Origin of the sequence: Streptomyces sp. ST2-7A (assembly GCF_021390475.1) — a bacterium.
In the GTDB taxonomy this organism is placed as follows: Bacteria; Actinomycetota; Actinomycetes; order Streptomycetales; family Streptomycetaceae; genus Streptomyces.
Window position 1 is genome coordinate 123,534 of record NZ_JAJUWS010000005.1, and the last position, 14,569, is coordinate 138,102.

Here is a 14,569-nt window from a genome sequence, read left to right on the forward strand (position 1 = left end):
CCCGGCCCGGCCCCCTCCCGGCACCGCGCGTGGAACTCACGGGCGACGCTCACCCCGGGCGCCGCTTTCACGACCTCTCCCACGCCGCCCGCGCGTTGCGCATCGGGATCCGGCCGGGGCGGAGCCGCGGGCGCCGCACGACAGCCACGTGACAGGTGTCAACAGATACCCCGCTCCGCCGGGCTTGCCTCCGGCTTCCCCACCGGCGGCCCGTCACCGGAGTCATCGACTCGACGTGACGGCACGGAACGCGCGGTAACGATCCTCTCCGGCGAGTCCGTCGTCCCGTTTCCGGTGAGCGGAAACCCGATTCCCCTCCGCGTACGAGGACGGGGATGGCCAAGGACCGCACCCGACCGCGCAGCGGCGCCGCGGATCCCGCCCGCAGTCTCGCCCTGCTGTGGGGCACGCGGGATCGCCGCCCCGCCCGCAACGCCCGCCACGACCTGAGCATGGACCGCATCGTCCGGGTCGCCGTGGCGGTCGCGGACACCGAGGGTGTCGAGCGCCTGTCGATGCGCCGGATCGCGGAGGAACTGGGAGTCGGGACGATGACGCTCTACACCTACGTCCCGGGCAAGGCCGAGCTCGTCGAACTGATGCTGGACACCGTCTACGGCGAGATCACCCGCCCCGGCGCGGAGGATCCCGACGGAACCGGGAACGCCGACTGGCGCACCCGACTGGAACGGGTCGCCCGGGACAACTGAGGGCTGTTCCGACGCCACCCCTGGATGCCGCACGTCGGCATCACCCGGCCGCCCCTGGGCCCCAACGCCATCGCCAAGTACGAGCGCGAGCTCCGCGCGGTGGCGGGTACCGGCCTGCCCCCGATCGAGATGGACACGGTCGTCAACCTCGTCGTCGGACACGCGGAGAACACCGCCCGCCGTGCGGACGAGGCCGGACAGGCCGAGCGTGACAGCGGGATGACGGACGAGGAGCGGTGGCGCGAGTACGGCCCCCTCCTGGGTTCGCTGGTGGACCCCTCCGTCTTCCCCCTGGCCACCGCCGTCGGCGAGGAGGTGGGAGCGGCACAGGGCCAGGCCTACAACGCCGACCACAACTTCGAGTTCGGTCTGCGGCGCATCCTTGACGGCATCGCGGTGATGGTGGACGCCCGGGTCGACGCGGACTGATACCGTGCCGATCCCGGACGCCGGGGGCGGGCCCGGGGCGCACCCGGGCCCGCATCTCAGTGGTTCAGCCGCCGAAAGGCGTTCACCGACAGCGGGAAGAAAACGAGGACCAGTACCACCGGCCACACCATCGCCATCAAAGTGGAGTGGTCGGTGATCCAGGAGCCCGAGGCGACGCCGGGACCCCCGAACAGCTCCCGGCCCGCGTTGACCGTCGAGGAGATCGGGTTCCAATCGGCCACCGTGCCCAGCCAGCCGGGCATGGTGGCCGTCGCCACGAAGGCCGAGGAGAGGAAGCCGACGGGGAACTCCAGCGTCTGCACCCCGTTGACCGCCCCGGCTCCCGAGAGGGTGAGTCCCAGATGGACGCCGACCCACACGAGAGCGAACCGCAACAGCAGGACGAGGCCCACCGCGGCCAGGAAGTCGCCCGTGGTGCCGTGGTGACGCCACCCGATCGCCAGCGCCGCGAGAATCATCACGGCCAGGGTGAGAACGGCGACGAGCATGTCCGCCGCGGCGCGCGCGATCAGTACCGCGGCGGGGGACATGGGCATGGAACGAAAGCGATCGGTTACTCCGCGCTCCCGATCGGTCGCCACCGCGAGAGTGGTCGTCCCGATACCGAAAAGCATGGCCATCACGAACATGCCGGGCATCAGGAAGTCCCGGTAACCGCCGCCCCCGGGGACCAGCATCGCGCCACCCAGAAGGTGAACGAAGATCAGGACGATCAGGACGTTGAAAGCGAGCGAGAAGAGCAACGGACCGGGGTGACCCACCTGGTGCAGGATCGCCCGTTGGGTGAGGACCCAACTGTCACCGATAGGGCCGAGGAGACGTTCCCCGGGGCCCGCGGACGCGGGAGCACCCGATGGCCCCGACGACCCGGTAGACCCCGCTCCGGATGAGACAGCGGTTGTCGTGTCGGTCATGCGGTCACTTCCCGTCCGGTCGTGATGGACCCGGCTCCGTCGACCGTCCCGTCCTTCCGCCCGTCATCCCGTCGACCGGTCAAGTGGAGGAAGACCTCATCCAGTGTCGGGCGGCGCAGCGCCAGGTCGTCGATCGCGATACCGGCCTCGTCCAGCGACCGGATGGCCACCGGCAGGGCGGCGGCCCCATCCGGCACCCGCACTCCGATCCGTCGCGTGTCCCCGTCCACCACGGGCTCCCCCTCACCCCATCGAGCGGCCACCGAGGCGGCGATCCCCATCCGCCCCGCGTCGTGCACGACGAACTCGAGGCGGTCGTCGCCGATGAGGGACTTCAGATCCTCCGGAGCGCCCTCCGCGACCACCCGCCCGGACTCGATCACGTTGATTCGGGAGGCCAGTTGGTCGGCCTCGTCCAGGTACTGGGTGGTGAGCAGCACACTCGTGCCCTCGGTCACCAACTCACGGATCGCCCGCCAGACCTCGTTGCGACCACGTGGGTCGAGACCCACGGTGGGCTCGTCCAGGAACAGGACCGCCGGTAGCGGGATCATGCCCACCGCCAGATCCAACCGACGACGCATCCCCCCCCGGAATAGGTGGTGACCGGTCTGTCCGCGGCTTCACCGAGATCGAACCGCTCGATCATCCGGGAAGCCCTCACCCTCGCCTCCCGTGCGCCGAGCCGATGGAGTCGGCCGAACATGACCAGATTCCGGTAGCCGCTCAGCACCTCGTCGACCGCCGGATTCTGGCCCACCAGGCCGATCCGGCGGCGGACCCGGTGGGGCTCCCGGATCACGTCGTGCCCCGCCACGACGGCCCGCCCACCGTCACATCGCAGCAATGTCGCGAGGACGCGGACCGCCGTTGTCTTGCCTGTCCCGTTCGGCCCGAGCAGGCCGCACACCGTCCCCCGCGGAACGGTCAGATCGAAGCCGTCCAGCGCGTATCCGTCCCGGTAACGCTTGCGCAGCCCCTCGGCGATGACCGCCGAGTCGTTGACACCCACCTCGAACCCCTGTCCGTTGATTTGATTCCGTACACCGTACGACCAGGGTGTCGTACGGCGTACGAAGTGATCCCGGGATCGGCCCGGACCCGGTTCACGGCCGACGATCGACTCGTCTCCCCCCCGGAGTGGCGGCCCCTACGGTAAACCGACGGAAACCAGCGCCCCCGGGCTGACAGAAGGACCGGGGTTGGCGAACGGGGCGGGCGCATTACTCCGAAAAGGTCACGACACGCGGAATATCGGAAGGGCGAATGGGTGACTCGAGTCCGTATTCCACCCGATGGGCCCACGCCTTACCTCGAATGCGATGTTCTCCGGTGGTGAGCGGGGCGCTTTCACCCGACGCTGAAAAACGTCGCCGCTGCGTCCGAAGAGTCGGCATGGTGCAGGCACTCGCAGCCGCGACGAAAGGAAAACTCATGCGCGTCACTCGCACGGTGTTCGTCTCCGCGGCCATTGCCGCGGCTCTCGGCCTTTCCGCTCCCGCCGCCCAGGCGTTCGCCCCCGCCCCGGCGGGGACGCCGGTGAGCGGAACCTTCGCCAACGGCGATCACCACGACAAGGACCACCGGGATCACAAGCACGACGGCAAGCACGAGGGGAAGTGGGACGGGAAGTACGAGGGGAAGTACGACGGTCGGAAGGGTTACGACAAGCCGCGTGGTGGTGTGCACGCCGGTGGTGGTGCGCTGGTGGCGGGTCTGGTGGCGTCGGAGTCGGGTGACCGGCACGACGGGAAGTGGGACGGCAAGCACGACGGCAAGTACGACGGCAAGTACGACGGTCGGAAGGGTTACGACAAGCCGCGTGGTGGTGTGCACGCCGGTGGTGGGGGTCTGACCGGAACCGGTGGTGGCATGGCCGCCGGGTCCGCGCTCCTGCTCGGCGGCCTCGGTGCCGGTGCCTACGCGCTGCGCCGCCGCGACGGCTGCGTCGTCCCACCCCGTCCCCGCCCCGCTCTTCCCGAAAGGCACTGTTCATGTCCGCCAAGCAGGAGTTCCGGGCCCCCGTCCCCCGGCCGGTCACCGGTAGTTCTCCCCGCCGGGGACTCCTCGGGGTCCTTGCCCTGCCCCTCATCCTCGTGGTGCTGGGCCTCGGCCTCATCCACCATTCCATCCGGGACACGCCCCCGCCCGCCGCGCCCTCGGTGGCGCTCGTACCTTCCACACCCGAGGCCATCGCCCCGGCGGTGCCCGAACCCCCTGCCGCCCCGCTCGCGCCGGAGACCCCCGAGGCACGGGACCCGGCGTTGCCGCCGGCGGAGCCGCAGCGCCTCTCGATCCCGGAGATCGGGGTGGACGCCCCTTTCATGCCATTGGCCATCGGGGAGACCGGCGAACTCGACCCGCCCCCGCATGACGACAAGAACCTCGTCGGGTGGTTCGAGGGCGGTGTCACGCCGGGGGAACGCGGCTCCTCCATCGTCGTCGGCCATGTCGACACCAGAACCGGACCCGCCGTGTTCGTCCACCTCAACGCCCTCCGCCCCGGAAGCACGGTGGACATCCACCGGGAGGACGGAACCGTCGCCACCTTCGAGGTCTACGCCGCCGAGACGTTCCGCAAGGCCGACTTTCCCGATGAACGGGTCTACGGGGACACCCCCTCCGCGCAGTTGCGACTGATCACCTGCGCCGGCGCCTACGATCGTGCCACTCGCAACTACGAGGACAACCTGGTGGTCTTCGCCCGGCTGGACTCCGTCCGAGAAACCTGAGGCCGGGGCACACCGGCCGGTTCCACCCCGACCCCGGCCCGACGCCCGGTGGTCCACACCGAAGACCCGGTGGTCCACACCGAAGACCCGGTGGTCCACACCGAAGGAAACGGGGCCCGCGTCGGGGAGGAGAGATGACGTGCCGAGGAAATCCGGTGCGTTTTCGTTGTATCCGGTGGACGTTCCCGTCTCCCCGGGTGGCAGGGGCGGTGCACGGCCATGTGTCACCCACCTCCCCGGATACGCCCGAAGGGAAGTCAGGAATGAAGCACGAGCCCGAACCGGGGCCCGATCCCGGGCTGGTGGTCGCCGCCCGGGGCGGCGACCGACAGGCGCTGGAGCAGCTGTCGTCGCAATCCCTCCCCCTCGTCCACAACATCGTCGGGCGGGCCCTGGACAGGCACGGCGACGTGGACGATGTGGTGCAGGACACACGGACAAGGGTCTGGCCTTCCGTAACGCCCCCTGACCCCCGACGGCCCGGATCGGACGTGCCGAGGGGGAGCGCGGGACGTCCGACCCGGAACCGGGTCGGCAGGCCGAGTTGGTCTGGGTGAGCACCCCCATGCGATACGGCAACTGGCTGTAACCACCGCTCGCGTTGGGATTCACCCCCTGATGCGCGAATTGCAGCGGGCAGGGGTTGATGGTGAGTGTCTGATCGTTGTTCGCCCTGATCAGCTCGCCATGACTGAAGTCCCGGGTCCGGGCGGTGGTGCCCGCCGGGAAGGTCACGTTGTTGGAGCGGGCGAACGGGTTGGACCCGGTCGCGGCCAAGGGAGACCATTGACCGTCGACGCGGTTGGAGGTGAAGGAGCGATACCAACGCCGACCGTCCGACCCGATGGCCTCCCGGAGCCCGGTGAGGGGCCCCGATGTGTCAATACCGTTACGGGCGGCACCCGTCGCCGGGGCCGTCCCGGTGCCGGGGCCTCGACGCCGACGCCCCGCTCAGTGCGCCGGCGCGGCCACGCTCCGCCGCTCGACGAGAGTGGGGGTGAGGATCCGTCGCACGGGTCCCGTCTCCCCCTCGGTGATCCGCTTCAGCAGCAGGTGCAGGGTCTCGGTGGCCACCGCGTCGAAATCCGCCCGCACCGTCGTGAGCGGCGGAATGTAGTACGCCGCCTCCGGCACGTCGTCGAAGCCGACCACGCTCACATCACGGGGAACCGACCGTCCGAGTTCGTGCATGGCGCGCAGGATGCCCAGCGCGAGGTGATCGTTGGCCGCGAAGACCGCCGTCACCTCGGGCATCCGCGCCAGCATCTGTCCCGCTCGGTATCCCGCCGCGGCGCTCCAGTCGGCCGGGGCCACCGGCGGGACCTCCGCGCCGGCCTCCTCCAACGCCCGCCGCCACCCACGCACCCGACCCGCCGCGTCGAACCAGTCGGACGGCCCCGACACGTGCCACACCGTTCGGTGCCCCGCCGCCAGTAGATGACGGGTGGCCGCCCGGGCGCCCGCCTCCTGGTCGACGGTGACCAGCGCGCTCGGACGTCGGAGATCGCCGTCCACGGTCACCACGGGAACGGTGGCGGGCACCTCGGCCAGCGCTTCGTTCGCCGACGCGGTGGGGGCGATGACGATGATCCCGGCCACTCGCTGGTCCCGGTGGTGCTCGACGGCCGCGGCGATCGAGGGTCGATCCAGCAGCCCGACCCGCCGCACGCTCACCGAGAACCCCGCTGTGCCGGCCGCCAGTTCGAAGGCCGCCAACAGGGAGGCCGGACCGAACAGGGTGGAGTTGGGCGCCACCACCCCGAGCAGCTGGGATCGCCCCGTGGCCAGGGTGCGGGCCGCGCGATTGGGTCGGTAACCCAACTCCTCGATGGCCGCCCGGACCCGCAGACGGGTCTGTTCCCGGACATTGGGGTGGCCGTTGAGCACCCGGGAGACCGTCTGGTGGGACACCCCCGCCAGGCGGGCCACATCGGTCATGGCCGGGGCACGCGTCGCCCGGCCCTCCGCCGAGGCGTCCTCCACCCGTACCCCCTCAGGTTCCGGCGTTCCGCCCGATGTCGCCGGTTGCCCGGACCGAACACCCGGACAACGGTTCACGGGAAGTCTACGCAGCCCGGATGCCCGGCCGAACGACGGGAAGCCGGGCGGATCGACAGCGGTGGGGCGACACGTGAGGGCTAACATCCATGATTCCCGACTTCCCGTCAACACCCGAAAATTACCGTGAACTTGGGGTTGACGACCCTCATGTTAGCGCTCACTCTGGGACGCCTGTGATCCCGGTCACCCCGCCCGTCGCCACGGGTGCGGATCGTCGTCGACCCCGGAGGATGAGCAGTGTTCAGGAAGATCACCAGGGCCACCACGACCATCCTGTTACTCGGGGCCCTCGCCGGCTGTGGCGGAGGATCCGACTCCGGTCCCGGCACCAATTCCCCGGGCGGCGCCGACGACAGCACGATCACCATGGGCTTCTCGCAGGTCGGCGCCGAGAGCGGCTGGCGGACGGCCAACACGAAATCCATTCGTGAGGCCGCGGAGGCCGCGGGCGTCGAACTCCGTTTCTCCGACGCCCAACAGAAGCAGGAGAACCAGATCAAGGCGATCCGCTCCTTCATCCAACAGCGGGTGGACGTCATCGCCTTCAGCCCGGTCGTGGAGACCGGCTGGGACGCCGTGCTGTTGGAGGCCCAACGGGCCGGAATCCCGGTGATCCTCACCGACCGCGCCATCGACTCCGACGACACCTCGCTGTACGAGACGTTCCTCGGCTCCGACTTCGTGGAGGAGGGCCGAAAGGCCGGCCGGTGGCTGGTGGACAACACCGAGGGCCCGCTCAGGGTGGTGGAACTCCAGGGCACCACGGGGGCCGCCCCCGCGATCGACCGCAAGGAGGGCTTCGAGGAGGTCATCGCCGAACGATCCGACATCGAGATCGTGGCCACCCAGAGCGGCGACTTCACCCGCGCGGGCGGCAAGGAGGTGATGGAGGCGTTCCTGAAATCCACCCCGGAGATCGATGTGGTCTACGCCCACAACGACGACATGGGCCTGGGCGCCATCGAGGCGATCAAAGCGGCTGGTCGGCAGCCGGGCACCGACATCACCATCATCACCGTGGACGCAGTCAGGGACGGCATGCAGGCTCTGGCCGACGGCGAGATCAATTTCATCGTCGAGTGCAACCCGCTGCTCGGCGATCAGCTCATGGACCTCGCCCGAAAGGTCGTGGACGGCGAGGAGGTTCCCGGTCGCGTGGTCACCGAGGAGACCACCTTCACTTCGGAGGAGGCCCGTGAGGTGCTCTCCGAGCGAGAGTACTGAGCCCCGCCCGAGACCGAACCAACCGCCACGGGGCCGGTGACCGCCGTCGTGGTCCGCGGATCGGCGGGCCCCGGGAACCATCCCGGGCCCCGCCGTCCCGATGGCGGTGACCACCCCACCCACGACGACGAAGGCACGGAACATGACCGAATCCCCGGTGTACCGGGAGGACGCGGTGGTCGAGATGCGCGGCATCGACGTCGAGTTCCCCGGCGTCAAGGCTCTCTCCGGGGTCGATTTCCGGCTCCTCCCCGGCGAGGTGCACGCCCTGATGGGGGAGAACGGGGCGGGTAAATCCACCCTGATCAAGGCGCTCACCGGGGTCCACCGGCCGAGCGCCGGCACCATACGTCTCAACGGTCGTCCGATCTCCTTCGCCGACCCGGCCGCGGCCCAACGCGCCGGGATCAGCACCGTCTACCAGGAGGTCAACCTCTGCCCCAACATGTCCGTCGCCGAGAACATCCTGCTCGGGCGGGAACCGCGCCGCTTCGCCGGCATCGACACCCGGGCCGTGCGGGCCGGAGCGGCACGACTCCTCGAGAGGGTGGGCCTGGACATCGATCCCGCCTCCCGCTTGGACGGCCACCCGATCGCGGTGCAGCAACTCGTCGCGATCACCCGCGCGCTGGCGGTGGAGGCCCGGGTCCTGGTCCTCGACGAACCCACCTCCAGCCTGGACGCCGACGAGGTGGCCGAACTCTTCCGCATCATCCGGGTGTTGCGCGACGACGGGGTGGCCGTCCTCTTCGTCTCACATTTCCTCGACCAGGTGTACGAAATCGCCGATCGGATGACCGTACTGCGCAACGGCCGGTTGGTCGGCGAACACCCCACCGCCGAGCTGGGCCGCCTCGACCTGGTGGCGGCCATGCTCGGCCGCGAACTCGACACCCTGGAGGAGGTGGAACGCCGGGCCCGGGACCACATCCCCGGCACCACCCCCGTGCTCCGGGCCCGCGGCCTCGGCCGGAAGGGGGCAATCGCCCCCTTCGACCTGGACATCCACGCCGGTGAGGTGGTCGGCCTGGCCGGTCTGCTCGGTTCGGGCCGCACCGAAACGGCTCGCCTGCTCTTCGGCGCGGACCGACCCGACAGCGGCACCCTCACCATCGCCGGCCGGCCCGTTCGTCCCCGGGGACCGCGAGCCGTCATCGCCCGGGGCGTCGCCTTCTGCTCGGAGGATCGCAAGGGCGAGGGCATCATCGAAGGCCTCAGCGTGCGCGACAACCTGATCCTGGCCGCACAGGCCGCACGCGGCTGGGCCCGACCGGTGCCGCGCCGCGCCGCCGAGGCACTGGTCGAGGAGTACATCGACAAGCTCGACATCCGCCCGGCCGACCCCGGTACCCCCATCGACAACCTCTCGGGGGGCAACCAGCAGAAGGTGCTGCTCGCCCGCTGGCTGGTGACGCGTCCCCGGCTGCTCATCCTCGACGAACCCACCCGGGGCATCGATGTCGGGGCCAAGGCACAGATCCAGAAGGTGGTGGCCGACCTGGCCGCCGGGGGCACGGCGGTGCTCTTCATCTCCGCCGAGGTCGAGGAGGTGGTCCGGGTGTCGGACCGGATCGTGGTCCTGCGCGATCGCCGTCAGGTCGCCGAACTCGCCGGTCGCGAGGTCTCCGTACGGGACGTGGTCTCCGCCATCGCCGTACAGGACGACATCCCGGGGAACCACCCGGCGACGGTGGGCCGATGAGACGCAACCACCTCCTGTGGCCGCTGCTCGCCCTGGCCGGCCTCATCGCGCTCAACGTGGTCGTCACCCCCTCCTTCCTCGAGATCAGACTGCAGGACGGTCACCTCTACGGCAGTGCCGTGGACATTCTCCGCAACGGCGCGCCCACGCTGCTCATCGCCATCGGTATGACCCTGGTGATCGCCACCCGCGGCATCGACCTGTCGGTGGGCGCGGTCGCCGCGATCTCCGGGGCCATCGCCTGCACCTGGATCGCCGGCGGCGGACACGCCCTCACCGCGGTGCTGCTCGCCCTGGGCGCCTGTCTGCTCCTGGGAACGTGGAACGGACTTCTCGTCTCCGTGGCGGGCATCCAACCGATCATCGCCACACTGGTGCTGATGACGGCAGGCCGCGGTGTGGCGATGCTGCTGACCGAGGGGCAGATCGTCACCGTCAACGACCCCGGGTACCGCTGGATCGGAACGGGATTCCTCGTCCTGCCGGTCGCGGTCCTCATCGCTCTGGCGGTCCTGGGCGGGGTCGCGCTGCTGACCCACCGCACGGCGCTGGGCACCCTCATCCACGCCGTGGGGACCAACCCGGAGGCCGCGGGACTGGCGGGGGTCCGCTCCCGCACGATCATCGGGACGGTCTACGTCTTCGCGGCACTGTGCGCCGGTGTGGCGGGCCTGATGATCAGCTCCAACGTCAACGCGGCGGACGCCAACAGCGCCGGACTGTGGATCGAGATGGACGCGATCCTCGCCGTCGTCATCGGCGGCACCTCCCTGGCGGGGGGCCGCTACTCGCTGTCCGGGACCCTGGTCGGCGCCCTGGTGATCCAGACCCTCACCACCACCGTCTACACCATCGGGATCCCGACCAACGCCACCCTGGTCTTCAAGGCCCTCGTCGTGATCATCGTGTGCCTGCTCCAGTCGCCGCGTGTCGCCCGTTCCCCGGGGGGACGGCGCGTTCCGCCGACCCATCCGCTCCCGGTCGGCGCCCGGAAGGGGGACCTCCGATGAGCCCTCCGACCCTCGCTCGCCTGTCGGAACGCGTCAACTCCGCCCGGCTGCCCCGCCGCTTCCTGCCGGTGGTCGCCACGTTCGTCGTCTTCGTCCTCACCTTCGGCGCCGGATCCCTGCGTTACGAGGGCTTCGCCTCCGGCCAGGTCGTGGCGAACCTGTTCGTCGACAACGCCTTCCTCATCGTGCTCGCGGTCGGGATGACCTTCGTCATCCTCACCGGCGGCATCGACCTGTCGGTGGGCGCGGTCGCCGCCCTGGCCACGATGATCGCCGCCGCCGGTCTCGGCGCCGGGTGGCCGCCCTGGGCGGTCGTCGTCCTGGTCCTCACCACCGGTACCACCCTCGGCCTGCTGATGGGGTTGGTGATCCACCACTTCGGGGTACAGCCCTTCATCGTCACCCTGGCGGGTATGTTCCTCGCCCGCGGCCTGTGCTTCCTCATCAGCGTGGAATCGATCTCCATCCGGGATCCGGCCTTCCGTGACCTCGCCACCGCGACCATCCACCTCCCGGGTGACATCGTGCTGACCCCTGCCGTGATCATCTCGCTGATCGTCGTGGCGGTGGCGGTGTACGTGCTGCACCGGACCCGCTTCGGACGCACCGTCTACGCGGTGGGGGGCAGCGAGTCCTCCGCGCGGCTGATGGGACTGGCCGCCGGTCGAACCAAGGTGGGTGTCTATGCGGTGAGCGGGTTCTGCTCGGCCCTGGGAGGTCTCCTCTTCGGTCTCTACATGCTGTCCGGATACGGACTGCACGGCGTCGGCATGGAACTGGACGTCATCGCCGCCGTGGTGATCGGTGGAACGCTGTTGGCGGGGGGCGTCGGTTACGTGGCCGGCTCGGTGCTGGGCGTGCTGGTCCTGGGCACCGTACAGACGGTCATCTCCTTCGAGGGGACCCTCAGCTCCTGGTGGACCCGCATCGTCATCGGCGTGTTGCTGCTGGCCTTCATCCTTCTCCAGCGCCTCATCGTCGGCCGGCCGCCCGGCGGCACCCGGTGATCGTTCGGGGGAGTGGCCGACCCGCCCGCCGCGGTCACCGCGGCGGGCGGGGGATTCTCAGCCCTTCCGGGCCTCCTTCAGGGTGGAACGCAGCGCGAAGAAGGCCGGCTTGCGGACGAAGTTCTCGGTCATCACCGTGGCGGAACCCTCACCTTCGAAGAAGCTCGGTACCCAGGAGTACTTGTCGGTGAAGCCCCAGATGGTGAAGGAGTTGCAGCCCTCCACGGCCAGGCAGGCGGACAACGCCCGGTCGTAGTACTCGGCCTGCTGCACCAGTTGCGCCTTGGTGGGTCGGCCGCTCGCCGGCAGGTCCATGCGCACGTCCAGTTCGGTGACGGCGGTCTCGAGACCGAGGTCGTCGAACCGGAGCAGGTTCTGCTCGAGGTCACCGGGGAAACCGTAACGCGTGCTCAGGTGGCCCTGGACGGCGAAACCGTGTACGGGAACCCCATCATCGAGCAGTTCCTGCACGAGCGTGTAATAGGCGTCGCTCTTGGGGTTGACGCTCTCCACGTTGTAGTCGTTGAAGAACAGCTTCGCCTGCGGGTCCGCCTCATGGGTCCAGCGGAACGCGTCGGCGATGATCCCCGGGCCGAGCTCGCGGATCCAGATGTTGTCCCGGACTCGAAGTTCTCCCGCCTCGTCGAAGATCTCGTTCGCCACGTCCCACTGCTGGATCCGGCCCGCGTAGCGGCCGACAACGGTGGTGATGTGCTCGCGCAGGATTTCCCGCAGCTCCTCCTCGGTGAAGTCGCCCTCCTCCAGCCACGCGGGATTCTGGCTGTGCCACAGAAGCGTGTGCCCGCGCACGACCTGACGGTTGCGCTCGGCGAAGCGGACGATGGCGTCGACCTCCTCGAAGCGGTACCGGTCGCGTTCGGGGTGGATGAAGTCCCACTTCATCTGATTCTCGGGAGATACCGAGCTGAACTGCTTACCGAGAATCTTCCGGTACTTCATGTCGTACGTGAAGGGATCCGGGTAGTCCTGATCGAGGTGGTGCCCCCCACCCGCCACGGCCGTTCCCACGAAGAAGCCCTCGGGTGCGGCTCCACGCAGGTGACCGAGGCCGATGTGGGGACGAGGCGGGAACTTGGGGGTGAGGTGGGGTGGGGTCTTGGGGGTGGCGTGGGGGGTGGGTCGGTGATCGGGCTGTTGGGCGGCCGAGGCCGGCGAGGCCGCCAGGGGAAGGGCCAGAGCGGTGGCCGCGAGGGTGGCGATGGCGAAACGCACGGATCTCATCGGGTGTCTCTCACCTTTGGTCGACTGGTCCGAAAGTTTTCGGAGTTTTCCCGAAAGTTGGAGTCACGGACCCTAGGGTCTCTCGGACGGGGCGTCAACGGGTCGCGCACGAATACGGAGAGGTTTCCCCTCGGGGCTCCACGTTCCGGGGCACCGCTCCCCGCCATCCGGGGAGGTCCGGGGCGAGGTCGGACCCGAGGTGTGCGCGGGTGACGGAGCGGCGTGCCCCCGTGATCGGATGACGTGGGGGACGGGGCGCCCCGCACCGGCCCGTCCCCGTCCTTCCCCGCCGCTCCGCCGCCGACGGGGTCCTCTTGAAAGTTCTCGGTCCCACTCTTCTCCCGGTACCCGCACCCCGGCCCGCTCCCCGGGGTCGGCACGCGTGATTCCGTGAGATTTTCGGTGCCCTTCGGAAGTCGGGACGGTGGTGTTCTTCTCCCCATTTCCGTGCTTCCGGAAATGGGTTGACGGACCCCTGGAGTGAGAATTGGAAAACCATTCCAGGAGGTGTCGAAATGATCTGCCCCGTGGTCCGGTCACTGCTCACCGCGGATCCGGCGGTGGCTCCGGGCGGATGAAAAGAGGGCGCCGCCTTCCCGATGACGGGAGGGCCGTCAACGCCCGTGGCAGGCATTGTTCCGCCGGACGCCCGCCGAGTTGGAACCACCGGATGACTCCCGCGCCCCTCGGTCGCCATCACCACCGGCGAGATGACCCCACCCGGGACCGACACACGCCGGGGAGGCGACGGAGCCACCGGTCCGCGGCCCGGCGCCGCTGCGTCCCCGGCGACCATCGCAGGCGCACAATGCCCTCGGTGACCCCGCCCGCTCGCCCCGACCGGTCGGGGCGACGGCGGATCGGGCCATCGGCACCCCGGAACACGCCGGCCACCTGCGACGGATCCCGCGGCGCGGTGCCCCCCGTCCGATGGCATCGGGCTGCGACCGCGGCCCCTCCCGGCTGACGGCCCTGCCCGGTCCGATGGCGGACGCCCTCACCGGGGAACCGGATGAGTCGGGCTGCCCCGTCGTCCGGGGCCCGGACGACGTATGCCCCCGGGCCGCTCGCCGTCGTGTGAGATCCCCGACCCTCCGCGGCGGGAACCTCCCACCCGACGAGCACGCCACCCCCGGTGGCCTCTTGGTCGCCGACCGTCATGGCCACGCGATGGTGGAGGAACAACCGGAGGAGGACCTGTGCCCACCCGCCCCCGCCCACACGGCCGTGCTCCGGTCGAGAACACCCGAGTCGATCTGCGGGTGATCGGCCGCCTCACCGGGCCCCGGACACGAAGGGCCGGACACGAAGGGGAGGCGTCACCCGCCTCCGCTGCCGCCGGCACCGGGATGGCGATGATCGGGGAAGTCACCGGAATCGGTCGGGCCCGTCCGACCGCGCCCCTGCCCACCACGGTGCGGACCGGACGGGCCCGGGGACGGGACGGGGCACGGAGTTGTGCCCGCCGGCGGTGGGGTCCTGCCGCGGACTCATGGAGGGATGGGTCGCGGCCGGCC

General features: G+C 69.9%; 10 protein-coding genes and 2 pseudogenes. 7 read left to right on the forward strand and 5 right to left on the reverse strand.

Going from position 1 to position 14,569, the window contains the following annotated elements; all coding sequences use genetic code 11:
• Nucleotides 1–335 precede the first annotated feature (335 nt).
• Nucleotides 336–710, forward strand: a complete 375-nt coding sequence (locus LZF96_RS04885) for a TetR/AcrR family transcriptional regulator (RefSeq protein ID WP_233865937.1) — start codon at nt 336–338, stop codon at nt 708–710.
• A gap of 3 nt (nt 711–713) precedes the next feature.
• Nucleotides 714–1,139 carry a TetR/AcrR family transcriptional regulator C-terminal domain-containing protein gene (locus LZF96_RS04890; protein ID WP_267940492.1) on the forward strand — a complete coding sequence of 142 codons (426 nt, stop codon included), beginning with the start codon at nt 714–716 and terminating at the stop codon, nt 1,137–1,139.
• Between the two features lie 56 nt (nt 1,140–1,195).
• Here the strand turns inward: LZF96_RS04890 and LZF96_RS04895 are convergent, their stop codons facing one another.
• Together LZF96_RS04895 and LZF96_RS04900 are read right to left on the reverse strand one after the other, a co-directional pair.
• Nucleotides 1,196–2,074 (reverse strand): ABC transporter permease, encoded by an 879-nt coding sequence (locus LZF96_RS04895; RefSeq protein ID WP_267940468.1) that lies wholly within the window; start codon nt 2,072–2,074, stop codon nt 1,196–1,198.
• A pseudogene (locus tag LZF96_RS04900) lies at nt 2,071–3,086 on the reverse strand (ATP-binding cassette domain-containing protein). Before LZF96_RS04900 ends, LZF96_RS04895 begins: the two are co-directional and overlap by 4 nt.
• Nucleotides 3,087–4,068: 982 nt before the next feature.
• Here LZF96_RS04900 and LZF96_RS04905 point away from each other — a divergent pair.
• Entirely contained in the window at nt 4,069–4,806 is a 738-nt protein-coding gene (locus tag LZF96_RS04905; protein ID WP_233865943.1) for a class F sortase, read from the forward strand.
• Between the two features lie 648 nt (nt 4,807–5,454).
• Here the strand turns inward: LZF96_RS04905 and LZF96_RS04915 are convergent.
• Both LZF96_RS04915 and LZF96_RS04920 read right to left on the reverse strand, forming a co-directional pair.
• Nucleotides 5,455–5,691, reverse strand: a pseudogene (locus LZF96_RS04915) (non-reducing end alpha-L-arabinofuranosidase family hydrolase); the annotation flags it as partial.
• A gap of 66 nt (nt 5,692–5,757) precedes the next feature.
• On the reverse strand, nt 5,758–6,744 hold the full coding sequence (locus LZF96_RS04920; RefSeq protein ID WP_267940493.1) for a LacI family DNA-binding transcriptional regulator: 987 nt from the start codon (nt 6,742–6,744) through the stop codon (nt 5,758–5,760).
• A gap of 360 nt (nt 6,745–7,104) precedes the next feature.
• On the opposite strand from LZF96_RS04920, the gene LZF96_RS04925 reads away from it, so the two are divergent.
• From LZF96_RS04925 to yjfF, 4 genes are all read left to right on the forward strand, one after another.
• The gene (locus LZF96_RS04925; RefSeq protein ID WP_233865947.1) at nt 7,105–8,091 is read left to right on the forward strand and encodes an ABC transporter substrate-binding protein; all 987 of its coding nucleotides are present in this window, start codon (nt 7,105–7,107) and stop codon (nt 8,089–8,091) included.
• 142 nt (nt 8,092–8,233) lie between these two features.
• A complete protein-coding gene (locus LZF96_RS04930) occupies nt 8,234–9,793 on the forward strand; it encodes a sugar ABC transporter ATP-binding protein (RefSeq protein ID WP_233865948.1) in 1,560 nt (519 codons plus the stop codon).
• Nucleotides 9,790–10,803 carry an ABC transporter permease gene (locus LZF96_RS04935; protein ID WP_233865949.1) on the forward strand — a complete coding sequence of 338 codons (1,014 nt, stop codon included), beginning with the start codon at nt 9,790–9,792 and terminating at the stop codon, nt 10,801–10,803. The genes LZF96_RS04930 and LZF96_RS04935 overlap by 4 nt, the downstream gene beginning before the upstream one ends.
• Nucleotides 10,800–11,810, forward strand: a complete 1,011-nt coding sequence (yjfF, locus tag LZF96_RS04940; RefSeq protein WP_233865950.1) for a galactofuranose ABC transporter, permease protein YjfF — start codon at nt 10,800–10,802, stop codon at nt 11,808–11,810. Before LZF96_RS04935 ends, yjfF begins: the two co-directional genes overlap by 4 nt.
• A 57-nt stretch (nt 11,811–11,867) precedes the next feature.
• On the opposite strand, the gene LZF96_RS04945 is transcribed toward yjfF, so the two are convergent.
• Nucleotides 11,868–13,052, reverse strand: coding sequence for an endo-1,4-beta-xylanase (locus LZF96_RS04945; RefSeq protein WP_233865951.1), 1,185 nt, complete (start codon nt 13,050–13,052; stop codon nt 11,868–11,870).
• Between the last annotated feature and the right edge of the window lie 1,517 nt (nt 13,053–14,569).

Excerpts from the sequence above, each read along its gene's own strand:
- LZF96_RS04885 (WP_233865937.1), top strand. The coding sequence starts at position 336 with ATGGCCAAGGACCGCACCCGACCGCGCAGCGGCGCCGCGGATCCCGCC.
- LZF96_RS04895 (WP_267940468.1), bottom strand. The coding sequence starts at position 2,074 with ATGACCGACACGACAACCGCTGTCTCATCCGGAGCGGGGTCTACCGGG.
- LZF96_RS04905 (WP_233865943.1), top strand. The coding sequence starts at position 4,069 with ATGTCCGCCAAGCAGGAGTTCCGGGCCCCCGTCCCCCGGCCGGTCACC.
- LZF96_RS04920 (WP_267940493.1), bottom strand. The coding sequence starts at position 6,744 with ATGACCGATGTGGCCCGCCTGGCGGGGGTGTCCCACCAGACGGTCTCC.
- LZF96_RS04930 (WP_233865948.1), top strand. The coding sequence starts at position 8,234 with ATGACCGAATCCCCGGTGTACCGGGAGGACGCGGTGGTCGAGATGCGC.
- LZF96_RS04935 (WP_233865949.1), top strand. The coding sequence starts at position 9,790 with ATGAGACGCAACCACCTCCTGTGGCCGCTGCTCGCCCTGGCCGGCCTC.
- yjfF (WP_233865950.1), top strand. The coding sequence starts at position 10,800 with ATGAGCCCTCCGACCCTCGCTCGCCTGTCGGAACGCGTCAACTCCGCC.
- LZF96_RS04945 (WP_233865951.1), bottom strand. The coding sequence starts at position 13,052 with ATGAGATCCGTGCGTTTCGCCATCGCCACCCTCGCGGCCACCGCTCTG.